The sequence below is a fragment of the Antribacter gilvus genome, from assembly GCF_003946865.1.
GTDB lineage: Bacteria > Actinomycetota > Actinomycetes > Actinomycetales > Cellulomonadaceae > Antribacter > Antribacter gilvus.
In genome coordinates this window covers 136,446-161,998 of sequence record NZ_QXTH01000011.1, presented here as the reverse complement: position 1 = coordinate 161,998, position 25,553 = coordinate 136,446, and the positions used below count along the sequence as shown (strand labels likewise).

The 25,553-nt window shown below is 74.5% G+C and carries 25 protein-coding genes and 1 riboswitch; of the genes, 11 read left to right on the top strand and 14 right to left on the bottom strand.

The window, feature by feature from the left end:
• Window positions 1-204 precede the first annotated feature (204 nt).
• The 4 genes from D1350_RS18780 to cydC are packed head-to-tail and all read left to right on the top strand — an operon-like array spanning window position 205 to window position 6,417.
• A complete protein-coding gene (locus tag D1350_RS18780; protein ID WP_125777572.1) occupies window positions 205-1,704 on the top strand; it encodes a cytochrome ubiquinol oxidase subunit I in 1,500 nt (499 codons plus the stop codon).
• Between the two features lie 60 nt (window positions 1,705-1,764).
• Complete coding sequence (gene cydB / locus D1350_RS18775) at window positions 1,765-2,814, top strand: cytochrome d ubiquinol oxidase subunit II (protein ID WP_125777571.1); 1,050 nt, start codon at window positions 1,765-1,767, stop codon at window positions 2,812-2,814.
• A 22-nt stretch (window positions 2,815-2,836) separates the two neighbouring features.
• Entirely contained in the window at window positions 2,837-4,615 is a 1,779-nt protein-coding gene (gene cydD, locus D1350_RS18770) for a thiol reductant ABC exporter subunit CydD (protein ID WP_125777570.1), read from the top strand.
• Window positions 4,612-6,417 (top strand): thiol reductant ABC exporter subunit CydC, encoded by a 1,806-nt coding sequence (gene cydC / locus D1350_RS18765; RefSeq protein ID WP_125777569.1) that lies wholly within the window; start codon window positions 4,612-4,614, stop codon window positions 6,415-6,417. Before cydD ends, cydC begins: the two co-directional genes overlap by 4 nt.
• A gap of 52 nt (window positions 6,418-6,469) precedes the next feature.
• Here cydC and D1350_RS18760 read toward each other — a convergent pair whose 3' ends face one another.
• The gene (locus tag D1350_RS18760) at window positions 6,470-8,140 is read right to left on the bottom strand and encodes a phytoene desaturase family protein (RefSeq protein WP_125777568.1); all 1,671 of its coding nucleotides are present in this window, start codon (window positions 8,138-8,140) and stop codon (window positions 6,470-6,472) included.
• Window positions 8,141-8,246: 106 nt separating this feature from the next.
• Window positions 8,247-8,427, top strand: a riboswitch (cyclic di-AMP (ydaO/yuaA leader).
• Here D1350_RS18760 and D1350_RS24195 point away from each other — a divergent pair.
• Both D1350_RS24195 and D1350_RS18750 read left to right on the top strand, forming a co-directional pair.
• Entirely contained in the window at window positions 8,428-9,315 is an 888-nt protein-coding gene (locus D1350_RS24195) for a C40 family peptidase (RefSeq protein ID WP_125777567.1), read from the top strand. It begins immediately after the preceding riboswitch.
• Between the two features lie 146 nt (window positions 9,316-9,461).
• The gene (locus D1350_RS18750; protein ID WP_206074601.1) at window positions 9,462-10,445 is read left to right on the top strand and encodes an NAD(P)-dependent oxidoreductase; all 984 of its coding nucleotides are present in this window, start codon (window positions 9,462-9,464) and stop codon (window positions 10,443-10,445) included.
• A 10-nt stretch (window positions 10,446-10,455) separates the two neighbouring features.
• On the opposite strand, the gene mutM is transcribed toward D1350_RS18750, so the two are convergent.
• The 9 genes from mutM to D1350_RS18705 form a co-directional block, all read right to left on the bottom strand.
• Window positions 10,456-11,388 carry a bifunctional DNA-formamidopyrimidine glycosylase/DNA-(apurinic or apyrimidinic site) lyase gene (gene mutM / locus D1350_RS18745; RefSeq protein ID WP_125777566.1) on the bottom strand — a complete coding sequence of 311 codons (933 nt, stop codon included), beginning with the start codon at window positions 11,386-11,388 and terminating at the stop codon, window positions 10,456-10,458.
• Window positions 11,381-12,160, bottom strand: coding sequence for a ribonuclease III (rnc, locus tag D1350_RS18740; protein WP_125777565.1), 780 nt, complete (start codon window positions 12,158-12,160; stop codon window positions 11,381-11,383). The genes mutM and rnc overlap by 8 nt, the downstream gene beginning before the upstream one ends.
• A gap of 1 nt (window position 12,161) precedes the next feature.
• Window positions 12,162-12,356, bottom strand: a complete 195-nt coding sequence (gene rpmF, locus D1350_RS18735) for a 50S ribosomal protein L32 (protein WP_125777564.1) — start codon at window positions 12,354-12,356, stop codon at window positions 12,162-12,164.
• Window positions 12,357-12,358: 2 nt separating this feature from the next.
• A complete protein-coding gene (locus D1350_RS18730; protein ID WP_125777563.1) occupies window positions 12,359-12,952 on the bottom strand; it encodes a YceD family protein in 594 nt (197 codons plus the stop codon).
• A 124-nt stretch (window positions 12,953-13,076) separates the two neighbouring features.
• Window positions 13,077-13,559: a pantetheine-phosphate adenylyltransferase gene (coaD, locus tag D1350_RS18725; RefSeq protein WP_125777562.1), complete on the bottom strand. Its 483-nt coding sequence runs from the start codon at window positions 13,557-13,559 to the stop codon at window positions 13,077-13,079.
• A gap of 4 nt (window positions 13,560-13,563) precedes the next feature.
• Entirely contained in the window at window positions 13,564-14,196 is a 633-nt protein-coding gene (locus D1350_RS18720; protein WP_125777561.1) for an RsmD family RNA methyltransferase, read from the bottom strand.
• Between the two features lie 38 nt (window positions 14,197-14,234).
• Entirely contained in the window at window positions 14,235-15,215 is a 981-nt protein-coding gene (locus D1350_RS18715) for an endonuclease/exonuclease/phosphatase family protein (protein ID WP_125777560.1), read from the bottom strand.
• A gap of 41 nt (window positions 15,216-15,256) precedes the next feature.
• The gene (locus D1350_RS18710; protein ID WP_125777559.1) at window positions 15,257-17,557 is read right to left on the bottom strand and encodes an ATP-dependent DNA helicase RecG; all 2,301 of its coding nucleotides are present in this window, start codon (window positions 17,555-17,557) and stop codon (window positions 15,257-15,259) included.
• Between the two features lie 4 nt (window positions 17,558-17,561).
• Entirely contained in the window at window positions 17,562-19,319 is a 1,758-nt protein-coding gene (locus D1350_RS18705) for a DAK2 domain-containing protein (protein ID WP_164545231.1), read from the bottom strand.
• A 243-nt stretch (window positions 19,320-19,562) separates the two neighbouring features.
• Here D1350_RS18705 and rpmB point away from each other — a divergent pair, with 243 nt between their 5' ends.
• On the top strand, window positions 19,563-19,760 hold the full coding sequence (gene rpmB, locus D1350_RS18700; RefSeq protein ID WP_125777557.1) for a 50S ribosomal protein L28: 198 nt from the start codon (window positions 19,563-19,565) through the stop codon (window positions 19,758-19,760).
• A gap of 144 nt (window positions 19,761-19,904) precedes the next feature.
• Window positions 19,905-20,426, top strand: coding sequence for a GNAT family N-acetyltransferase (locus D1350_RS18695; RefSeq protein ID WP_125777556.1), 522 nt, complete (start codon window positions 19,905-19,907; stop codon window positions 20,424-20,426).
• 8 nt (window positions 20,427-20,434) lie between these two features.
• Here the strand turns inward: D1350_RS18695 and D1350_RS18690 are convergent, their stop codons facing one another.
• On the bottom strand, window positions 20,435-21,415 hold the full coding sequence (locus D1350_RS18690; protein WP_125777555.1) for a thiamine-phosphate kinase: 981 nt from the start codon (window positions 21,413-21,415) through the stop codon (window positions 20,435-20,437).
• A 42-nt stretch (window positions 21,416-21,457) separates the two neighbouring features.
• On the opposite strand from D1350_RS18690, the gene D1350_RS18685 reads away from it, so the two are divergent.
• The 3 genes from D1350_RS18685 to D1350_RS18675 all read left to right on the top strand — a co-directional run bounded on the left by D1350_RS18685 (window position 21,458) and on the right by D1350_RS18675 (window position 23,212).
• Window positions 21,458-21,934 (top strand): DUF3515 family protein, encoded by a 477-nt coding sequence (locus D1350_RS18685; RefSeq protein WP_240644196.1) that lies wholly within the window; start codon window positions 21,458-21,460, stop codon window positions 21,932-21,934.
• A 91-nt stretch (window positions 21,935-22,025) separates the two neighbouring features.
• Window positions 22,026-22,757, top strand: coding sequence for a TetR/AcrR family transcriptional regulator (locus D1350_RS18680; protein WP_125777554.1), 732 nt, complete (start codon window positions 22,026-22,028; stop codon window positions 22,755-22,757).
• A 47-nt stretch (window positions 22,758-22,804) separates the two neighbouring features.
• Window positions 22,805-23,212, top strand: a complete 408-nt coding sequence (locus D1350_RS18675) for a VOC family protein (protein WP_125777553.1) — start codon at window positions 22,805-22,807, stop codon at window positions 23,210-23,212.
• Between the two features lie 7 nt (window positions 23,213-23,219).
• On the opposite strand, the gene D1350_RS18670 is transcribed toward D1350_RS18675, so the two are convergent.
• From D1350_RS18670 to D1350_RS18660, 3 genes are all read right to left on the bottom strand, one after another.
• Window positions 23,220-23,846 (bottom strand): hypothetical protein, encoded by a 627-nt coding sequence (locus tag D1350_RS18670; RefSeq protein WP_125777552.1) that lies wholly within the window; start codon window positions 23,844-23,846, stop codon window positions 23,220-23,222.
• Window positions 23,843-24,241 (bottom strand): hypothetical protein, encoded by a 399-nt coding sequence (locus D1350_RS18665; RefSeq protein WP_125777551.1) that lies wholly within the window; start codon window positions 24,239-24,241, stop codon window positions 23,843-23,845. The genes D1350_RS18670 and D1350_RS18665 overlap by 4 nt, the downstream gene beginning before the upstream one ends.
• A 105-nt stretch (window positions 24,242-24,346) precedes the next feature.
• The gene (locus D1350_RS18660) at window positions 24,347-25,528 is read right to left on the bottom strand and encodes a D-alanine--D-alanine ligase family protein (RefSeq protein ID WP_125777550.1); all 1,182 of its coding nucleotides are present in this window, start codon (window positions 25,526-25,528) and stop codon (window positions 24,347-24,349) included.
• Between the last annotated feature and the right edge of the window lie 25 nt (window positions 25,529-25,553).

Genomic DNA, 25,553 nt, shown 5'->3' with positions numbered 1-25,553 from the left:
CGCCCGAGGAGCGAGCAGCACCGGCGCGCCCCGCGCGCCACGCCGGTCCGGAGCCGCCGCCGCGGGCCGCTGGGTCCGGTTGTGGTCGATGTCACCCGCTGAGGCGCGCGCCGAGCACGCGAGCGCCGGTACCGTCTTGTGAACGCCTTCACAAGCATCTCGACCGCACCCGCAGAGCCCTGGCTCTGAAGAACGGAGCCCCCTGTGGACGCCCTCGACCTCGCCCGGTGGCAGTTCGCCATCGTCACCGTCTACCACTTCGTCTTCGTGCCGCTCACCATCGGCCTCGCACCGCTCGTGGCGATCATGCAGACCGCCTGGGTCCGCACCGGGAACGAGCGCTGGCTCCGGCTGACCAAGTTCTTCGGCAAGCTCTTCCTCATCAACTTCGCGCTCGGTGTCGTGACCGGGATCGTGCAGGAGTTCCAGTTCGGCATGAACTGGAGCGAGTACTCCCGGTTCGTGGGTGACGTCTTCGGCGCCCCGCTCGCCATGGAGGCCCTGGCCGCGTTCTTCGTCGAGTCCACCTTCCTCGGCCTCTGGATCTTCGGCTGGGACCGGCTGAGCAAGCGCGTGCACCTGGCCTGCATCTGGGCCGTCGCGGTCGCGGTCAACCTGTCGGCCTTCTTCATCCTCGCGGCCAACTCGTGGATGCAGCACCCCGTCGGCACCCGGTTCAACCCGGAGACCGGCCGCGCCGAGATGGAGTCCATCTGGGCGATCCTCGGCAACAACACCCTGTGGGCGGCCTACCCGCACACCGTCACCGCGGCCTTCCTCACGGCGGGCACGTTCGTCGCGGGCATCGCCGCCTGGTGGATGGTGCGCCTCGTACGCACCCGCACCCCCGACAACGTCGAGCTGGCGCGCACGGTCTACCGGCCCGCCGTCATCCTCGGCACGGTCACGATGCTCGTGGCCGGGATCGGCGTCGCCGCCTCGGGCGACCTCCAGGCGAAGCTGATGTTCGAGCAGCAGCCGGCCAAGATGGCGTCGGCCGAGGCCCTCTGCGAAGGCACCGAGGCCGCGGCCTTCTCGATCCTCACGATCGGGGACCTGACCAACTCCTGCGAGGGCGTGCGGCACCTCATCGAGGTGCCCGGCCTGTCCAGCTACCTCGGCACCGGGCACTTCTCCGGCGAGGAGAGCTACCTGCCGGGCGTCGAGGACGTCCAGGAGGAGTACACCGCGCGCTACGGCGACACGGACGCGGCGGGCGACCCGGTCGTCTACACCCCGAACCTCGCGCTCACGTACTGGAGCTTCCGGCTCATGATCGGCTTCGCGGCCGGCTCGGTGGCCCTCGCCCTCGCCGCGCTCTGGTTCACCCGGGGCGGGCGGGTCAGCGGCAACCCCTGGCTGGCCCGCCTCGGGATCGCCGCGATCCCCACGCCGTTCCTGGCGTCGTCGTTCGGCTGGATCTTCACCGAGACGGGCCGGCAACCGTGGGTCGTCGTGCCGAACCCGACCGGCATCGACATGGTGCGCCTCCTGACCGAGCGAGGCGTCTCGACGGTGGTGAGCCCCGGGATGGTGCTCGCCTCGATGATCGTCTTCACGCTGCTCTATGGCGGGCTCGCCGTGGTCTGGTTCCGCCTCATGCACCGCTACGCGGTCGAGGGCGTGCCGCGCGTCGTCCACGACGACTCGCCGGAGGCCCGGGCCGACGACGACGCGGACCGTCCCCTCTCCTTCGCCTATTGATCCCGAGCCGCCGGGCTCGGCCGCTGCCGCTCGCCTTTCAGTTCTTCGACAGGAAGAGATATGGATCTCACGATCGTCTGGTTCGTCCTTATCGCGGTCCTGTGGACCGGGTACCTCGTGCTCGAGGGCTTCGACTTCGGCGTCGGTATGCTCGCGTCGCTGCTCCCCCGCGGCGACGCCGCGGCGCGCGAGAAGGAGCGCCGGCTCCTGGTCAACACGATCGGGCCGGTGTGGGACGGCAACGAGGTGTGGCTGATCACCGCGGGCGGCGCCACCTTCGCCGCCTTCCCCGAGTGGTACGCCACCCTCTTCTCGGGGTTCTACATCCCGCTACTGCTGATCCTCGTGGCCCTGATCGTGCGCGGGGTCGCCTTCGAGTACCGCGGCAAGATCGCCGACGCCGCCTGGGCCCGCCGCTGCGACGTGGCGATCCAGGTGGGGTCGTGGCTGCCCGCCGTGCTGTGGGGCGTCGCGTTCGCCAACCTCGTCCGCGGGGTGCACCTCGACGAGGCGCACCAGTACGTCGGCGGCTTCTGGGCGCTGCTCAACCCCTTCGCGCTCCTCGGCGGCCTCACGACGCTCGTGCTCTTCCTGCTCCACGGCACGGTGTTCGTTGCGCTCAAGACCGACGGCGACATCCGGCACCGTGCCCGCCGGCTCGCCGGTGGGCTGTCCGTAGCGGCCGTCGTCGTGGCGGGCGGCTGGGCCGTCTGGGCCCAGGTCGCCTTCTCCACGGGCTGGACCTGGGTGGCGGTGGCCGTGGCCGGCGCCGCGCTGCTGGGCGTGGTCGTGACCAACGGGGCGGGCCGCGAGGGCTGGGCCTTCACGCTCTCGGCGGTGTCGATCGTGGCGACGGCGGTGCTCATCTTCGGCTCCATGTTCCCGGACGTCATGCCGGGCCTGGACGGCGGCGCGTCGCTGTCCGTCGCGGAGGCGGCCTCCACCCCGTACACCCTCACCGTGATGACCTGGGTGGCCGCCTTCCTCACGCCGCTCGTCATCGCCTACCAGGCGTGGACGTACTGGGTGTTCCGCCGTCGGCTCAGCGTGGAGCACATCCCCGCGCCCGCCGGGCTCACCTGGCAGCGGATCAGGGACGCGGCCTTCTGAGCGCGCACGCGAGGATGGGCTCGTGAAGCCCTTCGACCCTCGTCTGGCGCAGAGCCCGGCCGCGCGCGCCTACTTGGTCCTGACGGTGGTCCTCGGCACGCTCTCGGCCACGCTCGTGGTGGGCCAGGCGCTCCTGGTCGCCCGGATCCTGACCCCCGTGGTGTCCGGGACCGGCACGTCCGGGCCTGTCGTCGCCTGGCCCTTCGGCGCGCTGCTGCTCGTGGTGGGCGCCCGCGCCGGGGTCGCCTGGGCGCAGGACCGGTACGCCCTGCGCGCCGCCGCCCGGACCGTCGCCGAGCTGCGCGCCGCGGTGGTCAAGGCCTGGGCGACGCGGTCCCCGCGGTCCGACGTCAGCCGCGAGGCCGACGTGGCGACCCTCGCCACGCGCGGCCTCGACGCGCTCGAGCCCTACCTCGTGCGGTACCTTCCCCAGCTCGTCCTCACGGCGATTCTCACGCCCGCTCTCGTGGTGGTCGTATGGACGCTGGACTGGGTGTCGGCGCTGGTCGTGGTCGTGACGCTGCCCCTGGTGCCGCTGTTCATGGTGCTGGTCGGGCGCCTCACGGCGGGCACGTCCGAGCGGCGTCTGGCCACCGTGCAGCGGCTCGGCGCCCAGGTGCTCGACCTCGTCGCGGGCCTGCCGACGCTCCGCGCGTTCGGCCGCGCGCTCGGTCCGGGAGCCCGCGTCCGGGAGCTCGGCGAGGCCTCCCGCCACGCCACGATGGGGACGCTCCGCGTCGCGTTCCTCTCCTCGATGGTGCTCGAGCTGCTGACCACGCTGTCGGTCGCGATCGTGGCGGTCGGCGTGGGGCTCCGGCTCGTGGAGGGGGCGATGCCGCTCGAGCCCGCCATCGCCGTGCTCATGCTCGCGCCCGAGGTCTACCTGCCGCTGCGGCGTGTGGGCGCCGAGTTCCACGCGTCCACGGACGGGCTCGCGGCCGCGGACCAGGCCTTCCGCGCTGTGGGTGCACGTCTGGTCGCCGCCAGGCCCTCGGAAGGGGCGGTCCGGGCGGCGGGCGGAACGATCCTCCTCGACGACGTCTCCGTCCGCGCCGGCGGCCGCGCCGTGCTCGCCCCCGCCTGCCTCTCGGCTCGCATCCCGCTCGGCGACGGCACGCCCGGCACCGGCCGCGTCGTCGCCCTGCGCGGGCCCAGCGGCGCCGGGAAGTCCACGACGGTCCTCGCTCTCCTCGGCCTCCTGCGGCCCCACAGCGGGCGCATCCGGCTCGCGCCCCGCGACGCCACCGGCCCGGTGGACCTCGCCGACGTCGACCTCGGCTCCTGGTGGGCGCAGCTCACCTGGGTGCCCCAGCGCCCCACGCTCCCGCCGGGCACGGTGCACGACGTCGTCCTGGCCGGCCGGGCGGACGGCTCACCTCGGGGCACGGGCACGGCGGGCGGCCCGGCGGGCTCCGGCGTCGGCCCCGACCTGGAGGCCGCCGCCCGACGCACCGGCCTCGACACCGTCGTGGCGGACCTGCCGCTGGGCTGGGACACCGTCGTGGGGCTCGGCGGGGTGGGGCTGAGCGTCGGGCAGCGGCAGCGGGTCGCACTCACCGCAGCGCTCCTGGACGACGCTGCCGCCCGGCCCCTCGTCATCCTCGACGAGCCCACCGCGCACCTCGACGCGCGGGGCGAGCAGGCCGTGCTGGACACGGTGTCGACCTGGCGCGACGAGGGTCGCACCGTCCTGGTGGTGGCCCACCGGGCGTCGCTCCTGGCACTGGCCGACCAGGTCGTCGACGTGTCGTCGGCCCCAGCCCCCGCCATGACCACACCCTCGGCCGGAGGTGAGGCATGAGCGCGACACGGGGTCCGGCGTCGGGCGCCCTCCGCCGGAGCGGCGACCCGTTGCGACGCGTGCTGCCGCTGCTCGAGGTGCGGCCCGGGAAGGTCGCGGCGGCGATCGCGCTGGGGACCCTGGCGCTCGTCTGCGCCATCGGGCTGGCGGCTGCGGCCGCGTGGCTCGTCGCTCGGGCGTCGCAGATGCCACCGGTGCTGACGCTGTCGGTCGCGGTGGTGTCGGTGCGGGCGTTCGGCATCGGGCGGGGGGTGCTGCGCTACTGCGAGCGCCTGGCGTCGCACGACGTGGCGCTGCGCGGCATGGCGGCGCTGCGCGCCAACGTGTACGAGGCCCTGGCCCGCAGCAGCGCTCCCCTGACCGTGCGCCGTGGGGACCTGCTCGCCCGGCTCGGGGCGGACGTCGACGACGTGGGCGACGTGGTGGTCCGCGCGCTCGTCCCCGCGGGGGTGGCGCTCGTGGTCGGGCTGGCGTCCGTCGTGCTGATCGGGGCCTTCCTGCCGGCGGCCGGGGCGACCCTGGCCGCGTGCCTCCTGCTCGCGGGGGTCGCGGCGCCGTGGCTCGCCGCGCGGGCCGCCGCGACCGTCGAGGTGCAGGGCGCCGCCGCGCGGGGCGAGGTGACGGCGCTGACGCTCGAGCTCCTGGAGGACGCCGCCCCGCTGCGGGTGGCCGGGCGGTTCGACGACCGGCTCGCCGCCCTCGCGCGCGCCGACGACCGCCTCACCTCCGTCGCCGACGCCGGCGCCCGCACCACCGGGCTCTCCGCCCTGATCGGGGCGCTCGCCCAGGGGCTCGCCGTCGTGGCGGCGATCGCGCTCGGGGTCCCGGCGGTGCTCGAGGGGCGCCTGACGCCGGAGGAGCTGACGGTCGTCGTGCTGACCCCCCTCGCGGTCTTCGAGGCGACGGCCGGGCTGCCGGCGGCGGCGGTCCAGCTCCACCGGTCGCGGGCGGCGGCGGGGAGGCTGCTGTCGCTGCTGGGCGCTGGCGGCTCCGACGTGATCGGTAGTTCGTCGCATGATCGGCAGCTCGAACTACCGATCATGCGACGAACTACCGATCACGCGCGGCCCGATGACGGCGAGCCCGATCACGGCGCGCCCCTGCTCCAGCTCACCGACGTCACCGCCGGGTGGGGCGACCGGGTCGTCGTCGCAGGGATCTCGCTCACCCTGGGACCGGGTTCGGTCGTGGCCCTGGCCGGGCCGTCGGGCGTCGGCAAGACCACGCTGCTGGCCACGGCAGCGGGCCTGATCCCGCCGGTGTCCGGGACGGTCGCGTCGCCGTCGGCCCTCCTGGTCGCCGAGGACGGGCACGTGTTCGACACGACGGTGCTGGAGAACCTCCGGGTCGCCCGCGGCGAGGTCACGCCGGACGAGGCCCGGGAGGCGCTGCTCGCCGTGGGCCTCGGCGGGTGGCTGGACGCCCTGCCCGACGGCCTGGGCACGGTCCTCGGCTCGGACGCCGCCGCGATCTCGGGCGGCGAGCGCCGCAGGCTGCTGGTGGCCCGCGCCCTCCTCGCCCCGGCCCGCGTGCTCCTCGTCGACGAGCCGGCCGAGCATCTCGACGCCGCCACCGCGGACGCGCTCGTGCGGACCCTCGCGGAGCACGCGCGCTCGACCGGGCGGGCGGTGCTCGTCGCCACGCACCGGCTCACCCCGCTCGCGGACGTGGACGAGGTGCTGGTGCTCGGCCCGGGCGAGCCCGCGACGGTTCGCGCGCGCGGCACCCACGAGGAGCTGCTCCACGACGAGGCCTACGCCTGGTCGGCGGCCCAGGAAGGCGCGTCGAGCCGGACGGAGTGACTACCTGGGCAGCGTCCTCTCGCCGAGGTAGTCACCTCGTCCGACGGAGTGACTACCTCGGCACTGTCTCGAGGACCGCCATCGCCGCGGCGCGGCCCGGGATCCCGCTCACTCCCCCGCCGCGCCGTGCGCCGGCTCCCGCGAGCAGCACGCGGGGGTGATCGGTCTCCACGCCCCAGCGACCGGCGTCGGCGGGGTCGTCGGCGAACGGCCACGCGAGGTCGCGGTGGAAGATGTGCCCGCCGGGCAGGCCCACGTCGCCCTCGAGGTCCACGGGGGTGCGCACCTCCAGGCAGGGCGCGCCGTCGGCGTCGACCGCCAGGCAGTCCTCGATCGGCTCCGCGAGGACCGAGTCCAGCGACCGCAGGGTCGCCGCCAGGGCCCGCGACCGGGTGCCTTCCGGGTCGTCCCGGAACAGCCGCGCCGGCATATGCAGCCCGAACAGGGTGATGGTCTGGGCCCCGGCGGCGCGCAGCTCCGGCCCGAGGATCGACGGGTCGGTCAGCGTGTGGCAGTAGATCTCGCACGGGGGCAGGTCCGGGATCTGGCCCGAGGCGGCCTGTGCGTACGCGGCCTGCAGCTGCGTCATCGACTCGTTGACGTGGAACGTGCCGCTGAACGCCGCCACGGGATCCACCCCGTCGCGCAGCCGCGGCAGCCGCGTGAGCAGCAGGTTGACCTTGAGCTGAGCGCCTTCGGGAGCGGTGCCCGACGGCGGCACGGCCGCACCCGGGCGCACCGCGTCCCCGTCGGCGTCGGCCGCCGAGGCAGCCACCGGCCCGGCGCCGCTCGCAGCGAGCAGCCGGTCGAGCGTCGCCGGAGCACAGCCCGCGAGGACGTGGCCGGCGCCCACGCCGCGGACGTTCCCGTCGGCGTCGGTCCACGCGACCTCCGCGTCCCCCGCACCGGGAGCCCCCGCGCCGGGGCCCCCGCGGCCGCCCGGTGCGACCGCCGTCACGTCGGCCTGGGTGAGGATCGTCGCTCCCGCCGCGAGCGCCGCGTCGCGCAGGGCGCCGCTGACCGCTCCCATGCCGCCCACGGGCACGTCCCAGTCGCCGGTCCCGTTGCCGATCACGTGGTAGAGGAAGCACCGGTTCTGGCGCAGGGAGTCCTCGTCGAGGTCGGCGAACGTGCCGATGAGGCCGTCCGTGGCGGCGACGCCGCGCACCACGTCGTCCGCGAACGTGCGGCGCAGCACGGCGCCCAGCGGCTCCTCGAACAGGGCGCGCCAGGCCTCGTCGTCGCCGACCGCCGCCCGCGCCTCGGCGCGCGTCAGCAGCGGCTGCGTGACCGTCGGGAAGAGGCGCCGGGCCACGGAGCCGGTCAGGTCGTAGAACCGCCGCCAGGCCTCGAAGTCCGCGTCGCCGCCGGTGAGGCGACGGAACGAGGCGCGCGTGACGTCGTCGGACCCCGTGTCCACGAGGAGTCCGCCCTCGCCGACCGGGGTGTACGACGAGTAGCGCCGTCGCAGGAGGCGCACGTCGAGGCCGAGCTCGTCGATGATCTGCCGGGGCAGCAGCGACACCAGGTACGAGTACCGGGAGAGGCGCGCGTCCACGCCGGCGAACGGGCGGGCCGAGACGGAGGCGCCACCCACGTGGTCGAGGCGCTCGAGGACGAGGACGGAGCGTCCGGAGCGGGCGAGGTAGGCCGCGGTGACGAGGCCGTTGTGGCCCGCGCCGACGACGACGACGTCGTACCGGGCGGCGAGGTGCTCCTGCATGGCGACATGCTGCCACGTGGCCCACGAATTCCGGCCCGTGATCCTTTCGTGACATTTCCGGGGAAGACCGGTACGGTCGTCATCGCCTCGCCCTCCAGACGGGGCCCAGTACCGGACGCCGAGCCCCGCCACCGGTCCTGACCAGCAACGACGTGGCGGGGACGGGGGAACCAGGTAAGCCGGACGCTACTGCGTCCTTGGGGTGAAGCCCTGCACGAAAGTGCGGGGCCGGGTGACTCCCCATCCGAACCCGACAGCTCACCTCGCAGGCGTCGAGGAGACCCATCGTGCCAACTCTTACCGAGATGCCCGAACAGTCCGTGATCGGTTCGAACCGTGCCCGCCACCGGGCCGACGGACGGGCCGTCACCCCCCTGTCCACGTTCACCCAGGCTGCCGCCGAGAACATGTCCGTCGCCGCCCGCACGGGAGCGATCGCCGTCGTGTCCTCGAGCCTGCTGGCGTCGGTCTTCGCACCGACGGCCACCGCTGCTCCCGCCACCAACGGGATCACGGAGCACAGCCTGGACCGCAGCACGGTCCCCGGCGCCACCCTCCAGCTGGTGCCCGTGGTGACCGTGGCCCCGGAGTCGACCTTCACCGTCGAGCAGGCTCCGGCCCCCGTGCTGCCCTATGCCCAGACCGAGGCCGGCATCGCCGAGGCCCGCGCCAAGGCGGAGGCCGAGGCCCGCGCGAAGGCCGAGGCGGAAGCACGTGCCCGCGCCGAGGCAGAGGCTCGCGCCGCCGCCGAGGCCCGTGCCGCAGCAGAGGCCGCGGCAGCCGCCGAGGCCGCCGCCGCGCAGACCGTGGTCGCAGCGGCCACGACCACCAGCTCCGCGGTGGGCCAGCAGGCCGTCAACCTGGCCCTGGAGCTCGTCGGCACGCCCTACGCCTGGGGTGAGGAGTCGCCGTCGACCGGCTTCGACTGCTCCGGGCTCATCTGGTACGTGTACCGGCAGCTGGGCGTGAGCCTGCCGCGCACGTCGTCCGAGCTCCGGTACGCGGGCACGCAGGTGTCGCTCGCCGACGCCCGGCCCGGCGACATCGTGTGGACCTCCGGGCACGTCGCCCTCTACGCCGGCAACGGGATGGTCGTCGAGGCCAACCAGCCCGGCACGCCCGTCCGGTACGTCGAGATGTGGCAGGACAACCCGATCATCGTCCGGGTCGCGTGAGACCGGAGCGCAGCGAAGGGTGCGGGCCGAGGAACGAGGCACGCGCCCGCAGCGGAGCGCAGGTCTCACGCGATTACCCGATCGCGTGACACTCCTGACGCCCTGGGCCGCTGGGGCGGCCCAGGGCGTCAGGTAACGTCCGGCGGGTGAAGATCCTCGTCCCGGACGTCCCGTTCGACCTCGACTTCCCCGCCCGTCTGCCCGACGGCGGGGCCTCCTTCGGCCCGGGCGGCACCGACACGGTGGTGGCCTACGGGATGAAGGACCCGGTCCCCGAGGAGCACGTCGACGCCGACGTGCTGGTGACGTGGTCCAGCCCGCCGCGGGTCGTGGCCGACGCCGCGCGCCGCCTGACCCGGCTGCGCTGGGTGCAGACGCTGTCCGCTGGGCCCGACGTCGCCCTAGCCGCGGGCTTCGCCCCGGGTGTCGTGATCGCGTCGGGCCGCTCGCTGCACGACGACACCGTCGCCGAGCACGCCCTGGCCCTCGTGCTCGCGACCGTGCGGCGGATCGACGTGGCGCTGACCGCCCAGCGCGAGCACCGGTGGGAACGGGCGATCGCGTTCGCCCAGGCCGACCCCGCCACCGAGGCGCACTACACGCTCGACGGCGCCCGCGTGACGATCTGGGGCTTCGGGTCCATCGCGCTGCGGCTCGCGCCGCTGCTGGCCGCGCTCGGCGCGGAGGTCACCGGGGTCGCGGGCTCGGCGGGCGAGCGGGCCGGGGTCCCGGTGGTGACCGCCGCCGACCTGCCGGAGGTGCTGCCGTGCACCGACGTGCTGATCTCTCTGCTGCCCGCCACGGACGCCACCCGCCACGCCCTCGACGCCGCCACCCTGGCGCTCCTCCCGCCGCACGCGCGGTTCGTGAACGCGGGGCGCGGCGCCACGGTGGACGAGGCGGCGCTCCTCGACGCCCTGGGTTCCGGGCGGCTCGCAGGCGCGGCGCTCGACGTCATGGAGACCGAGCCGCTCCCCGCGGACTCCCCGCTGTGGGACGCGCCGAACCTGATCCTCACACCTCACGTGGCGGGCGGACGGCCGCGCCGGGCAGCCCAGTTCCTGGCGGAACAGCTCACGGCCTGGCGGTCGGGCGGGGCGGAGGCCCTGCGCAACGTGGTGGCGCGGTAGAGCCCGTGCCCTACCGGCCCCGCGGGGCCGGCTGGCACACCGGGCACGTGAACGACGACCGGTTCATGAACGCGTCCCGGCGGATCACCGCCTCACAGCGGCGGCACGGCTCGCCCGCCCGGCCATAGACGTTCAGCGACCGCTCGAAGTATCCCGACTGGCCGTTGACGTTCACGTACAGCGCGTCGAAGCTCGTGCCACCCTGGACGAGCGCCTCGCGCATGACCTCCTCGGCCGCGTCGAGCACGCGGTGCACGTCGGCAACCCGGAGCTTGTCCGTGGGCCGCGCCCAGTGCAGCCTCGCGCGCCACAGCGCCTCGTCGGCGTAGATATTGCCTACGCCGGACACCACGGTCTGGTCCAGCAGCGCCCGCTTGACACCGGTCCGACGACGCCGCACCCGCGCCACGAGGTCGTCCCGCCCCAGGTGCGGGTCGAGCAGGTCGCGGGCGATGTGCGCGACGGGTCCCGGGATCAGGGCGAGGTCGCTGCCCAGGCCCGCCGCGACGTCGTCGGGCACCGGCTGGAGGTCCACCACGCTGAGGTGGCCGAACGTGCGCTGGTCCACGAAGTCGAGGTACCGGGCGCCGGAGGGCGCGCCGTTCAGGTGGAGCCGGACGCGGAGGTGGGGATGCTGGAAGTCGTCGGCGGGCTCCCCCGCCCGGACCAGCAGCTGCCCGGACATGCCGAGGTGCGCGAGCAGCGCGGCCGCAGGCCGCCCCCCGTCCGGCGCCGCGCCGGAGAGCGGGAGCCACAGGAACTTGCCTCGCCGCACCGCGGCGGCGAGCCGCTGCCCGGTGAGCTGACCGCGGAGGGCGACCGCTCCGCCGTCGTGCCGGCGGACGCTGTAGTCGCGGAAGACCTCGACCTCCCGGACCACCGCTCCCACCACGAACCGGTCGAGACCGTCTCGGACGGTCTCGACCTCGGGGAGCTCAGGCATTCGCGCTCTCGGCGGAGGCGCCGGGAACGGGGTCCGCGGGGGCGACGACGTCGTCGCCCGGGAGCGGGAACGCCTCGTGCAGCGCGTGGTAGGCCTCCTCGGCCGCGCCCTGCTCGGCGTGCTTCTTGGCGGTGCCCGACCCGGTGCCGTAGTTGATGCCGTCGATCACCACGCGGGAGTGGAAGATCCGGGCGTGCTCCGGCCCCTCGGCGTTGGCGAGGTACTCGGGTGCGGGCAGGCCGCGCTCAGCAGCGGCCTCCTGCAGCGACGTCTTCCAGTCGAGCCCGGCGCCGAGGCGCGCGGCGACCGCCAGCTGCGGGTCCGCGAGGCGGTGCACCAGGGCGCGCGACACCTCGAGGCCGTGGCTGAGGTAGGTGGCGCCGATCAGGGCCTCCACCGTGTCCGACAGGATCGAGTCCTTGTCGAAGCCGCGCGTGCGCAGCTCACCCTTGCCCAGCAGCACGTACCGGCCCAGGTCCAGCCGCCGGGCGATCTGCGCGAGCGAGCGCTGCGACACGGTGGCCGCCCGCATGCGCGCGAGGTCGCCCTCGGACAGGTCGGGGTGACGCCGGTACAGCGCCTCCGTGACCACCAGCCCCAGCACCGTGTCGCCCAGGAACTCGAGCCGCTCGTTCGTGGGGATCCCGCCCGCCTCGTGCGCGAACGACCGGTGCGTCAGCGCGAGCACGAGAAGCTCGGGATCCAGATGGACCCCGAGCTTCTCGAGAAGTGCGGTCGGCTCCGGCCGTGCCGGTGCGCCGTCCTTGACCACGTCAGCCGGCGAAGACGGGCTTCACGGCCTGGGCGTACTGACGACCCTTGTAGGTGCCGCACGTGGGGCAGGCCGTGTGCGACAGCTTGTCGGCCTTGCACGCGGGGCAGGTGGTGAGGGTCGCTGCGGTGGTCTTCCACTGCGAGCGACGCGCACGGGTGTTGCTGCGCGACATCTTGCGCTTCGGAACAGCCACGGCTAGCTCTCTTTCGTCTCGTCCGACACGCTCGTAGATCCGAGCATGCTTTGCAGCGCCGACCAACGAGGGTCGACAACGTCATGGTGGTGGCCGGGGTCGTCGGCCAGGCGCGCTCCGCACTCGGAGCACAAGCCCGGGCAGTCCGGCGAGCACAGCGGTTGAAATGGTAGCGCAGTAACGACGGAATCCCTCAGCGGGGGTTCCAGGTCCGCGAGATCGTCCTCGAGGAGCGACTCCTCGTCCTCCGCCTCCTCGTCACCCGCAGCCTCCGAGGCGCGTGCGCGCTCCGGGTAGGCGAAGAGCTCCGTGAGGTCCACCGTGACAGGTTCAGTGATCGTGTCGAGGCAGCGGACACACTCGCCCACCGCCACGCCGCTCACCGTACCCGACACCAGGACACCTTCCATCACGGCCTCCATGCGCAGGTCGAGCGCGATCTCGGTCCCCTCGGGGATGCCGATGACGACCGTGCCCAGGTCCGACGGCGCCTGCACGGTCCGGGAGACCGTGCGCATGCTGCCGGGACGCCGAGACAGCTCGTGCGTGTCGAGCACGAGCGGCGAGCGCGGGTGGAGGGTGATGACAGGCTCCAAAAAGGGTGTGTGTCCGGTGAGGGAGGCGGCCCTGCGACGAAGTGCGGGCCAGCGCACCAGTCTACGGCACGCGCGACGGTTGCCCTACAGGAGAGGGATGTGACGTGAGCCGGGGGCCGGGCCGCTACGCGAACGCCGCGCGCACGGCCTCCGCCACGCCCGCGGGCACCAGGTCCTCGATCCGGCCGCCGTACCGGGCCACGTCCTTCACCAGCGACGACGCGATGTGCGCGTACGCCGGGTCACCGACGACGAACACCGTCTCCAGGCCGGTGAGGTGCCGGTTCATGAGCGCCATCGGGGCCTCCGAGTCGAAGTCCGCCCCGCCGCGCAGTCCCTTCACCACGGCGACGGCGCCGATGTCCCGGCAGAAGTCGACGAGCAGGCCCGGTACGAGGGCGACCCGGACGTCGGCGGTGGCGGGGTCGGCGGCGAGCGCCGCGCGCGCCAGCCCGGCGCGGACCTCCGGGTCGAGGAGGCCCGACTTCCCGGCGTTCTTCGCGACGCCCACCACGACGTCGTCGAACATCGCGCGTGTGCGGCGGAGCACATCGAGGTGGCCGAGGGTGAAGGGGTCGAACGAGCCGGGGCAGACGACGGTGGTCATGACGTCACACGCTAGCGGGCTCGGCGTAGTGCACGGCGGTCTCGCCGTAGTCCTTGCGCGCGAACGGCCCGAGGCCGGCGGGCCACGCGGGCTCGGGACTGCGCGTCGAGCGCTCCACGACCACGACGGCACCGGGCGCGAGCACCCCGGGCGCGGCCAGGTGGGCGAGCACCGCCGTCAGCTCGGTCTCGGCCAGGTCGTAGGGCGGGTCGAGGAACACGAGGTCCAGGCTGCCCGACGCCGGCGGCTCGCCCGGGTGTACCTTCTCCGGCCCGGCGTGGTCCACCCGGGCGACCCGGGCGCCGTCGGGCACCAGGGACCCGGCGTAGCGCTCCGCGCTGTCGGTGACCACGCGGACCCCGGTGAGCCCGAGGGTGGTGACGTTGCGGCGGGCGACGTCGGCGGCGCCACGGGCGCTGTCCACAAGGGTGACCGACGCCGCCCCGCGGCTCGCCGCCTCCAGGCCGAGCGCTCCGGAGCCGGCGTAGAGGTCGAGCACGCGGGCGCCGTCGAGCACGTCGAAGTGCTCCAGCCGGGAGAAGATCGCCTCCCGCACCCTGTCGCTGGTGGGGCGGGTGCCCTTGGCCGGCACCGCGATGGTGCGCCCGCCGACCGAGCCGGCCACGATCCTCGTCACGGGCCCGAGCCTAACGCGGGCTCCGCCCGGCCCCGGGTCTACGCCGGGTCGGGCAGCGACACGTAGGCCACGACCGGGCGGTGGTCGCTGCCCGTGGGGCCGAGGGTCCAGGTGCGCACCACCTCGGCCTCACGGGTCAGCACCTGGTCGACCCGGACCACGGGGAAGCGCGCGGGGAACGTCAGGTCGAACCCGTGCACCGACCCGCCGACGTGCTCCAGGACCGGGTCGAGCGCGCGGTCGCGCAGCTCGGAGTTGAGGTCGCCGGCGAGGACCACCGTGCCGACCGGCTCGGCAGCGAGCGCAGCGGCGAGAAGCCCGATGCTCGCGTTCCGCGCGCCGGCGTCGAGGCCCCGGAGCCCGACACGGGCCGAGGGCAGGTGCGCCACGTACACCGCGACCGGTCCCTGCGGCGCCTGCGCCACGACGCGCAGCCCGCGGTCCCACGAGGCGTCGACGCCGGCGGGACGGAGGTCCACCGGCGTGGCCTCGGCCAGCGGCAGGCGCGACCACAGGCCGACCGTGCCCTGCACGGCGTGGTGCGGGTAGGCCGTCGTGAGCGCGGCCTCGACCTCGGGCAGCAGCTCGGGCGTGACCTCCTCCAGCGCGATGAGGTCCGGGTCCTCGGCGAGCAGGTCGGCGAGCGTCCCGGCGACGTCCGCGTTCTCGTCGCTGAGGTTGTGCTGCACCACGACGAGGTCGTAGGTGACCCGGTCCTCGGGGAGCAGCTGGGGACCGAACTGCCAGAGCCACGCCGCGAGCGGGAGGAGCACGAAGAGGACGGCCGTGGCGGAGCGGCGTACGAGAGAGAGCACGATGAGGATCGGCACGGCCAGGCCGAGCCACGGCGCGAACGTCTGCACCAGGCTCCCGAGCCCCACCCAGCGGTTCGGTATGTGCTCGTGGAGGACGATCAGCAGCGCGGACACCACGGCGAGGAAGGCGAGGAACCGGCCACGCTGCCACGCCGACTTGCGCGGCCGAGCCTCGGCCGGGACGTGCTTCGCGTCGGTGCTCACGGGCCCGGACCTTAGCGGAACTCTCCCGCCCAGGGAACGCCTCAGGCTCGTTCCAGGAACTCCTCCTGCTGTTCGTCCAGCTGTGCGGCGATGGCGGCGGCCAGGTCCGGTAGCCCGGTCAGGTCGGGGTCAGCGGCGACGATCGGGCCGGCCTCACGCCGGGCGAGCTCGATGAGGTCGGCGTCCTTGACCACGCGCAGGAGGCGCAGGGAGCTGGACCGCCCCGACTGGGCGGCGCCGAGCACGTCGCCCTCGCTCCGCTGCTCCAGGTCGAGGTTCGCCAGCTCGAAGCCGTCGGTGGTGCGGACCATCGCCTCGAGCCGGGCGGCGGCGGGCGTGCCGGGCTCGGCGTCGGAGACGAGGAGGCACAGCCCGGGGTCGGCCCCGCGGCCCACCCGGCCGCGCAGCTGGTGGAGCTGCGAGATGCCGAAGCGGTCGGCGTCGAAGATCACCATGACGGTGGCCTCCGGCACGTCGACACCGACCTCGACCACGGTGGTGGCCACGAGCACCGGCGTCTCGCCGGAGGAGAACCGGGCCATGGCGGCGTCCTTGTCCGGCGGGGCCAGCTGCCCGTGCAGCACACCGATCTGCAACCCGGCGAGCTGGGGCCGCTCGCGCAGCTCGTCCGCGACCTCCAGCACGGCCCGCAGGGGCGGGCGGTCCGACCCGCCGGCGTCGTCGCCGCCCGGCCCGCCACCGCGGCCGCCCGGCCCGGCGAGCGCGAGGAACTCGGGGACGGTGTCGAAGTCCGCCGCGGCGGCGGCTCCGCCCGCCGGCAGGTCCTCGTCGGGGTGGATGCGCGGGCACACCACGTAGGCGCGGTGCCCCTTCTCCACCTCCTCGCGGACCCGCTGCCACGTGCGGTCCACCCAGGCGACGTTCCCGGCGGGGACCATGTGCGTGGTGACGCCCGCACGGCCGGCGGGGACCTGGGTGAGCGACGACGTCTCGAGGTCGCCGAAGACCGTCATCGCGACGGTCCGCGGGATCGGCGTCGCGGTCATGACGAGGAGGTGCGGCGACACGCGCCCCTTGGCCCGGAGCGCGTCCCGCTGCTCGACGCCGAACCGGTGCTGCTCGTCCACCACGACGAGGCCCAGGTCGGCGAACTGCACGTGCTCGCCGAGGAGCGCGTGCGTCCCCACGACGATCCCGGCCTCGCCGCTCGCGGCCTGCAGCAGCGCCTTCTTGCGCGCCGCGGCGCCCAGCGACCCCGTCAGCAGGGCGATCCGGGTGCCGTGGTCCGCGCCGCCGAGGAGCCCGCCCTCGGCGAGCGGCCCGAGCAGGATGCGCAGGGTGCGCGCGTGCTGCGCGGCCAGCACCTCGGTGGGGGCGAGGAGGGCCGCCTGCCCGCCCGCGTCGACCACCTGGAGCATCGCGCGCAGAGCGACGACCGTCTTGCCGGAACCCACCTCGCCCTGCAGCAGCCGCTGCATGGGCCGCGGCGACGCCAGCTCCGCCGCGATCTCCTCGCCCACCCAGCGCTGCCCCTCGGTGAGCTCGAACGGCAGGGACGCGTCGAAGTCGGCGAGGATGCTGGGCGCCCCCGGCGCGCGGTGCGGCCGGGCGGTCGCGTCCTCCTGGGCTGCACGCGCCCGTCGCTGGGCGAGCGCCGCCTGCAGCACGAACGCCTCCTCGAACCGGAGCCGGTGCTGCCCCACCCGGACCGCCTCCATCGACTCGGGCCGGTGCACCATGCGCAGTGCCGCCACCCTGCCGGGCAGGCGCAGGCGGGACCGCACCTCGGCCGGGAGGGGGTCCACCACGTCGTCGTCCGTCAGGGTGTCGACGACGACGCGGGCCGCCTGCTGGATCTTCCAGCTCGAGATCGACGCCGACGCCGGATAGATCGGGATGGGCCTGCTCGCGTGCTCCAGCAGCGCCTCGTCGCTGTCGAGGTCCTGCTCCCCCAGCATGATGAAGTCCGGGTGGGCGAGCTGCCGCACGCCCTTGTAGACGCCGACCGTGCCGGAGAACAGGCCCGACGAGCCAGGCTTGAGCCGCTGCTCGAACCCGTACAGCCCGCCCTTGTGCTTGCCGAAGAAGGTCAGCGAGAGCTTGTGCCGCCCGTCCGTGATCGTGGCCTCCAGCAGCGCGCCGCTCCGGGCCCGCATGGTGCGGACCGTCGCCCACTCCACGCGCGCCATCACCGTGGCGTGCTCCCCGATCTCGAGGGAGCCCAGGTCGGTCAGCCGTCCCGGGTCGGCGTAGCGGCGGGGGTAGTGCCCCAGCAGGTCGCCCACCGTCTCCAGGCCCAGCTTGGCGAGCGCGTTCGCGCTCCTGGGTCCCACGGCGCGGGACAGCTTCTCGTCCTCGCGCCGCGCGGTCGTTCCGGCCATCGGCTCACTCCTCCTCGTCCGGCGGTCCGTCCACGTCCTCCGCGCCCAGCTGCACCGACCCGCCCGGCCGCCCGGTGGCCCGCGCCACCAGCTCCGCGTCGGGCGCGAGCCGTGCCACGACACCGGCGAGGCGCTCCGCCAGCCCGGGCGGGACGTCGTCGTCCAGCAGGGCCGTGACCACCTCCGCGTCCGGGAGGCTCGCCAGGAGTCGCTCGAGCTCGCCCTCCGCCTCCGCCCCCGGTACGACGACGACCCGGAGCCCGGCCAGCGCCTCCTGCACCTCCGCGGCGACCCCCGAGGCGTCGGCGGTGTACGTGTCGTCGACCGGCAGCAGCGTCCCGAGCGCGGCGAGGGCGACGACCGCGTGCACGTCCGTGGCGGCGTCGAGCACCACCACCTCGTCGAGGTCGGCGGTGTCCCCGGACGTGGCGCTGCGGGCGGCGTCCGCGGCGGCGGCCCGCGCGTCCCCCGGCAGCACGAGCGCACGGCGGGCGCCGGTGCTCGCCGCGGCGCGGTGCACGTCGGCGGCGCTGAGCGGCTCGACGGCGCCCCCGAACCCTCCGGTCAGCAGCACCACGGCGCCGGCCAGGGCGAGCTCGGCGGCGAGCGCCGGAGCGGCAGTCGCGACCACGACGCCCCACTCGTGCTGCGGCGCAGCCTCCAGGTGGCGCACGTGGACCTGGGCGAGCGTGCCGTCGTCGGCCAGGAAGGCCGAGGCGACCGCCAGGGCCGCTGCGAGGTCGTCCGTGTGGACGTGCCCCTGCCAGACGGCGTCTCCCCCGCCCGAGTCGCCCCCCACCACGACCACGGAGTCGCCGACCTCGCCGAGCCGAGCCCGCAGGCCCTCGGCCACGCCCTCGGCGGTGGCGCCGGGCCGCGTGAGCACGAACATGAGCTCCAGCGACCCGGCGCCCAGCGGCTCGTGGCCGGCGGACGTCAGCCAGGGCTCGGGCGCGCTGACCGCCCCGACGACCACGGGCGCACCGAGCCCGCTGCGCCCGGGCTCCCCGGCGCGCGGCAGGTCGAGCTCGATGCCGATCGTCACGGGCTCCATGGTGCCGCCCGCCTCTGACACTCCCGCCGACACCACCGCCACCAGCGAGTCCAGCACGAGCACGAGGCCGCACGCCCCGGCGTCGAGCACCCCGGCGCGGCTCAGCGCGTCGAGCGTGCGGACGCTGGCCCGGGCGGCCTCGCGCGCGGCGTCGGCCCCCGCACGGACGGCGGCGAGCAGGGCCGCAGGCCCGTCGGCCACGCCGGTCGTCGCGCCCTCCACGCGGGCTCCCCGCGCTCCCTCCGCCGCTTCGTCCGCCGCCGTGAGGATGGTCCCCTCCGCCGGGTCCGCCACCGCGGCCCGCGCCGACCGGGCGGCCTGGGCCAGCAGGTCGGCGGGCCCGCCGCCGCGCCGCGCGGCGACGGCGAGGCCCCGCAGCCACTCGCTGAGGATCACGCCGGAGTTGCCGCGCGCCCCGAGCAGGGCCCCGCGCGCGAACGCGCCGAGCAGCTGCGTGCCCGTGGCCGACGGCGCGGCCGCGCGCACCGCACGCTCACCCTCGCGGAGGGTGAGGTAGAGGTTGGTCCCGGTGTCGGCGTCGGCCACGGGGAACACGTTGACGCGGTCCAGGGCGACCCGCTCGCGCCCCACCGACCGCGCCGCCAGGCCTGCCCAGGCCCGGACGAGCCGGGGATCGAGAGCCTCGGCCGACGGCGCGGCGGGTGTCCGCGCCGGGACGTGCGGCGCGCTGTCCGTGACGTCGGTCACGCTGAGGCCTCCTGCGGTCGGTCCGGTCGGCCTCCACCGTACTTCGCCGGACCGCCCCACCTCCTACCGCGGGTAGGCTGGCCCCGACGGTGTGATGCACCAGCCTTGCCCCTCGTTTGAGGGCCTGTCGCCGCATCAGGTACGCTGTCGTGGTTGCCCGGGAGAGTTTCTCCGGGCGCCCCCTCGACCACTCACGTCCTGCAGTCGTGCACGGACGTGCACGACCAACCTCAGGAGACCACCGTGGCTGCCAACTGCGACGTCTGCGGCAAGGGCCCGGGCTTCGGGCACAGCATCTCGCACTCCCACATCCGCACGAAGCGCCGCTGGAACCCGAACATCCAGCGCGTCCGCGCGATCGTGGCCGGCACGCCCAAGCGCGTGAACGTGTGCACCTCGTGCCTCAAGGCCGGCAAGGTCACGCGCAAGGTCTCGGCCTGACGCTGCCGCCGCGCGGCCGGTGATCCGGCCGCCGCGCAAGTTTTCTCACGACGCCCGCAGGGTCACCCTGCGGGCGTCGTGCTGTTCCCGGATCGTTGCCTCGGCGTGTTGCCGAGGCTCGACGGGCCATGACACTGTGAGGGCATGACGGCCCAGATCGACGACGTGACCATCCGGCCGGCCACGGCGGCAGACGCCGAGAAGATCGCTCAGGTAGATATCGCCTCCTGGCGCGGCGCGTACTCCGAGCTGCTCTCGGACGCCTACCTCGCGTCCCTGGACGTGCACGACCGGGCAGGTGAGTGGCAGAAAGCCCTCACCGCCAACGGCGCGAAGGTCCTCGTCGCCGAGGACGGGTCGGGCACCGTCGGGTTCACCAGCGTGGGCCCCTCACGGGACGAGGACGCGGAACCGGGCGACCTGGAGATCTACGCGATCTACCTGCACCCCCGTGCGTGGGGCAGCGGCGTCGCCCGCGACCTCATGCGGTCCGTCCTCGCGGACGTGAAGCCCGGCACCCCCGTGACCCTCTGGATCCTCGAGGGGAACGAGCGCGCACAGCACTTCTACCGGCGCCACGGGTTCCAGCCGGACGGCGTCGAGCGCCTCGACACCATCGGGGGCCAGCCGCTGACGCAGGTCCGCTACCGCCGCGCCGCTCGCTGAGGCCCGGGCTACGCCCCGAAGTGGTCCCAGCCCGACCCCACGCCCGGCGCGAGGCCGCCCACCGTGACCTCACCCGGGGCGTCGTCGAGCACGCGCCCGACGACGGACCACCCGGCCGGGAGCACCGCGTCGCCCGGGAAGGTGGCGAGCAGGCCGTGGTCCTCTCCGCCGCCGTACACCCACTGGTCGAGCACCTTCTCGACCGCGCCCGCGGCGACCGCCTCCGCGGCCGGCCGTAGGGCGTCCCGGTCGGCGGCGAACGCGCCGGGGTCGAGGTCGATCCGCACCCCGGAGGCGCGGGCGACGCGGGCGGCGTCCCGCAGCAGGCCGTCCGACACGTCGAGCATCGCGGTGGCCCCGGCGTCGGCAGCCTGAGGCCCCGCGGCGAGCGGCGGGTCCGGCCGGAGGTACCCCGCGACGGCAGCCTCGAAGGCCCCGCCGCCCGCGAGGTCCGCCTCGAGCAGCGCGAGCCCGGCGGACGAGCACCCGCGCACCCCGGCGTACGCGACCAGCTCGCCGGCACGGGCGCCGGACCGCAGGACCGGTGACCGGCCCTCCAGGTCGCCGTGCACCGTGACCGCGACGACGAGCGCGTCGCCGCCCGAGAGGTCGCCTCCGACCACCCCTGCGCCGACGGGCGCGCACGCGTCGGCCAGGCCACGGGCGAGGTCTGTGACCCATTCGACCGGCGTGGCGCCGGGGACGACGAGCGACACCACCAGTGCCGTGGGGCGAGCCCCCATCGCGGCGATGTCCGCCAGGTTCTGCGCCGCGGCACGCCGCCCGACGTCGTAGCCCGTCGACCACCGGGCGCGGAAGTGCCGGTCCTCGACGAGCACGTCGGTGGAGACCACGAACCGCCCGTCCGCGGCGGCGACCACGGCGGCGTCGTCCCCCGGCCCCAGCACCGTCGCGCCGCCCGTGGGCAGCAGCGGGAAGATGAGGGCCAGGAGCTGTTCCTCGGTGAGGTCGCGGACGAGTTCGGTCACGCTCCGACCCTATGCGTTCCCGGCGACCGGTAACGTTGCCGGGTGGCACTCGCACGTACCGCAGTGGCGGCCCCCGGAGCACTGGTCCTGACCGCCCTGCTGGCCGGCTGCGCACCGACGATCGGCGTCGAGGTGGCCGAGGATGCGGCCGACCCCGTGTGCGCCGAGGTGATGCTCGCCGTGCCGAAAACCCTCGGCGAGGGCCTGCCCAAGGTGCGGACGAACTCCCAGGCGACGGCGGCGTGGGGCGAGCCGGGCGCCGCCGTGACCATGCGCTGCGGCGTCACGCCGCCGGACGTCGCCGCGGACTGCCAGCGGGTCGAGTCCGCCGACGGCACCGTCGTGGACTGGATCGTGCTGACCGACGGCGAGGGCACCTGGTGGTTCACCACCTACGGCCGCGACCCCGCGGTGGAGGTCGTGGTGCCGCCCGCCGTGAGCGAGGCCAGGTCCTCGTCCTTCGTCTCGGACCTGGCTCCGGCCGTACGGCAGGTTAGTGCCAAGAAGCACTGCTCGTGACGCGAACGTGCGAATCTTCCTGTCGAAGGTTCTTCGACACCGTGCCAGGGGTCCCCGGCGGACTGGGCACCGCAACGGAAGGAATACCGTGTTGACCGACATTGCGGCACCCGTCGGGTCGCGGCGCGATCGGCTCCAGCAGGAGCTGCAGCGGGACGTGCTTCGTGAGGCACGCGCGATCCTCTCCCAGACCGGCGGCATCCAGGGCGTGACCATGGCGGCCGTGGCCAAGGCGGTCGGCGTCACCGCCCCCGCCCTGTACCGGTACTTCGACGGGCGTGGTGAGCTCATCCGCGCCGTCTACGAGGCGTCCATGGACGACCTCCTCCAGGCGATGCGGCACGACGTCGCTCTCCAGGACCCCGATGACCTGAGCGCCAAGATCCACGCAGCGACGCGCGCGATCTTCCGCTGGACCACCGCGAACCGCCCGGAGTTCGACCTCCTCATGGGCTCCGGCTTCCGGGGCGCCTACGAGCTGGACCCCGCCGTGGACCGCTTCTTCGTGCTCGAGATCGGCACCGTGTACGTGGGCCTCTTCGAGGAGTACGTCCGGGCGGGCCTCCCGTACCCGACGGACGACGAGGTCCCGGCAGCCCTGCGTCCCGCGATCGAGCGCCACCGGGACGCCCTGTCCCCGGACCTCCCGCTCGGCGTGGCCTACCTGATGTCGACCGGATGGCGGCAGGTCGTCGGCCTGCTCAGCATGGCCGCGTACGGGCACCTGGAGTTCGCGTACCAGGGCCACGTGGAGCTGTTCGACGACATGATGGTGTCGATCCTGACCTACCTCAACCTCGAGGTCAGCCCCGACCTGAGGTGACGCCGGCCCGGCGGTCGAGCGTCGGGGCCGGGTGGCACGCTGGACCTATGGACCAACGCATCAGCTTCGTGACCCTGCCCGTGCGCGACCTCGAGGCCGCCCGCCGCTTCTACGTGGACGGCCTGGGCTGGCGCCCGCGCTTCGAGGCGCCGGACGAGGTGCTCATGTTCCAGGTGGGCGAGCGCCTGCTGCTGTCCCTCTGGGACGCCGCGGCGTTCGAGGAAGAGGTGGGCCCGATCGCCCGCGGCACCGGCGTCCCGCCCCTCACGCTCGCGCACAACGTCGCCTCCCGGGAGGACGTGGACGCCGTGCTGAGCACGGCGCGCGCGGCGGGCGCCGAGGTCCGGGACGCCCAGGACCGCGCCTGGGGCGGCTACAGCGGCTACTTCGCCGACCCGGACGGGTTCCGCTGGGAGATCGCCTGGAACCCCGACGCCCCGGACCTCGTGCCCTGAGGCTCGTTCAGCCCTGGACCATCACGTCCGCGTTGAGCTCCAGCACCTCGCGTGCCGCCTCGACCACGAGGTCGACGTCGGCCCGGTACGCGCCGAGCTCCGCGGCGTACGTCTCCAGCACGGGCGCCTGGTGCGCGGCCACGACGTCCGCGAGCCGGGGCACGTAGCGCACCTGCTCCTTGCAGCCGACCACCAGCAGGGCGAGGTCGATCTGGGGCTGCGAGGCCGACCGGAGGTCCATGCCCGACGCGCCGCCCCACAGGTCGGGGTTCGGCTCGGCGCCCACGTCCGTGAGGCAGGACGCGTACTCGGCCTCGACCGCCTCGGCCTCCGGGTAGGTCTGCCACCCGATCCAGACCTGCTCGAGCTCGACACGCCACTGCGCGGTCCCGCCCGAGGTCACGGTCACGAGGTCGAACCGTTGCGCGTCGGCCTCCAGGTAGCACGCGTCGATCACCGCCTGGTCCTCCGGGTCGGGCGCGAACCCGTCCGGGCCCACCGACGCCCCGGCGAACGCCACCGGCAGCCCCTCCTCACCCACGTCCCCGGCCGCCAGGTACGGGTCGACCGGGCCGACGGCGAACGCGTACTGCTCCGCCACCTCGCGCGACCAGGCACCGAACGGCTGGCTCACCCGGAGAGCGGGTCGATCTCCCAGCGCACCGCCTGGACGTCCAGCCCGGAGAGCCGGGCGCACGCCGCGACCGCCGCGTTGCGCGCCATCTCCAGCGTCTGCACCTCTTCCCAGGACTCCAGGTAGCGGTCGGAGGGCAGCTCGACGTGGCCGGTGGCGCGGTCCAGCACCGCGCCGGAGCCGAGCGTCGCGACGCCGTCGGGCCCCCAGGTGAGGCCGAGGTCGTCGTCGGCCGGAGCGGGGTCCGACGACGGGCTGGGGCCGGGCTGGTCGAACCCGTCCGGGACGGTGGGGCTGAGGTCGTCGCACGCGGCGAGCAGGAACGCCGTCGAGAGGGCGGCGGACAGGGCGACGGCCCGGCGCAGGGCGCCGGGCCGGTGGTGCATGGAAGGCACAGGTCTCCTCGTGACGAGGGCCCGGTCGAGACCGGGCCGGGGGTGTCGCCGCTCAAGAGCGCGCGGCACCCCGCTCGTGACACCTGTACCGGGTGAACCCGGCGGTCAGCGCAGGCCCGTGGGGCGGTCCAGCGCCAGCTGGACCAGCTCGTCGACGAGCTCGGCGTACGTCATGCCCGACGCCTGCCACATGCGCGGGTACATCGAGAACGGCGTGAAGCCCGGCATCGTGTTGATCTCGTTGACGATCACCTGATCGTCGTCGGTGACGAACACGTCCACCCGCGACAGGCCTTCGGCGCCCACGGCCTCGAAGGTGCGGACCGCGACCTCCTGGATCTCCTTGATGAGGTTCTCCGGCAGGTCGGCCGGGCAGGAGAGCCGGACGTTCGCCTCGTCGAGGTACTTCGCCTCGTAGTCGTAGAAGGTGTGCTCGCCGCCGGTGACGACGATCTCGCCGGGCAGCGACGCCCGCGGCCGGGCGCCGGCCCGCCCGCCGAGCACCGCGCACTCGATCTCGCGGCCGGTGATCCCCGCCTCGACGATCACCTTGGGATCGTGCCTGCGTGCCTCCTCGACGGCCGCGGGCAGGTCCGCAAGGTCGTCCACCCGGCTGATGCCGAGCGACGAGCCCGCACGGGCCGGCTTGACGAACAGCGGCAGGCCGAGCGTCTCGACGGTCTGGACGCACACGTCGCGGCGGGTGTCCCACTCGCCCGGCCGGATCACGGCGTACGGGCCGACGGGCAGGCCCTGGCCGGCCAGGACGAGCTTCATGAAGTGCTTGTCCATGCCCACGGCGGAGGCGAGCACGCCCGCGCCGACGTAGTGCACGTCGGCGAGCTCGAGCAGGCCCTGCAGCGTGCCGTCCTCGCCGAACGGGCCGTGCAGGAGCGGGAAGACGACGTCGACGTCGCCCAGCACCTCGGGCACCTGGCCCGGGGCGAGCACGCGCAGCGCCCGCTCGCCGACGGCCAGCGGGAGCACGACCTCGCCGCCACCCGCGGTCACCTCGGGCAGGCGGCCGTCGGTGATGGCCCAGCGGCCGGGCGTGTCCTCTGCCAGGACCCACTGGCCCTGGCGTGTGATGCCGACCGGGATCACGTCGTACTTGTCGCGGTCGATCGCGCCGAGCACGCCACCGGCCGTCGCCACGGAGACGGCGTGCTCGCCGGAGCGACCGCCGAACAGGATCACGACGCGCGGCTTGCGCGCTCGGCCGTCCGGCAGGGCCGCCACGGGGGCCGGCTCGGGCGTGGGCTCAGGGTTGGGGCTGTGGTGCGACATCGGCCTGACCCTACCCGACCCGTCC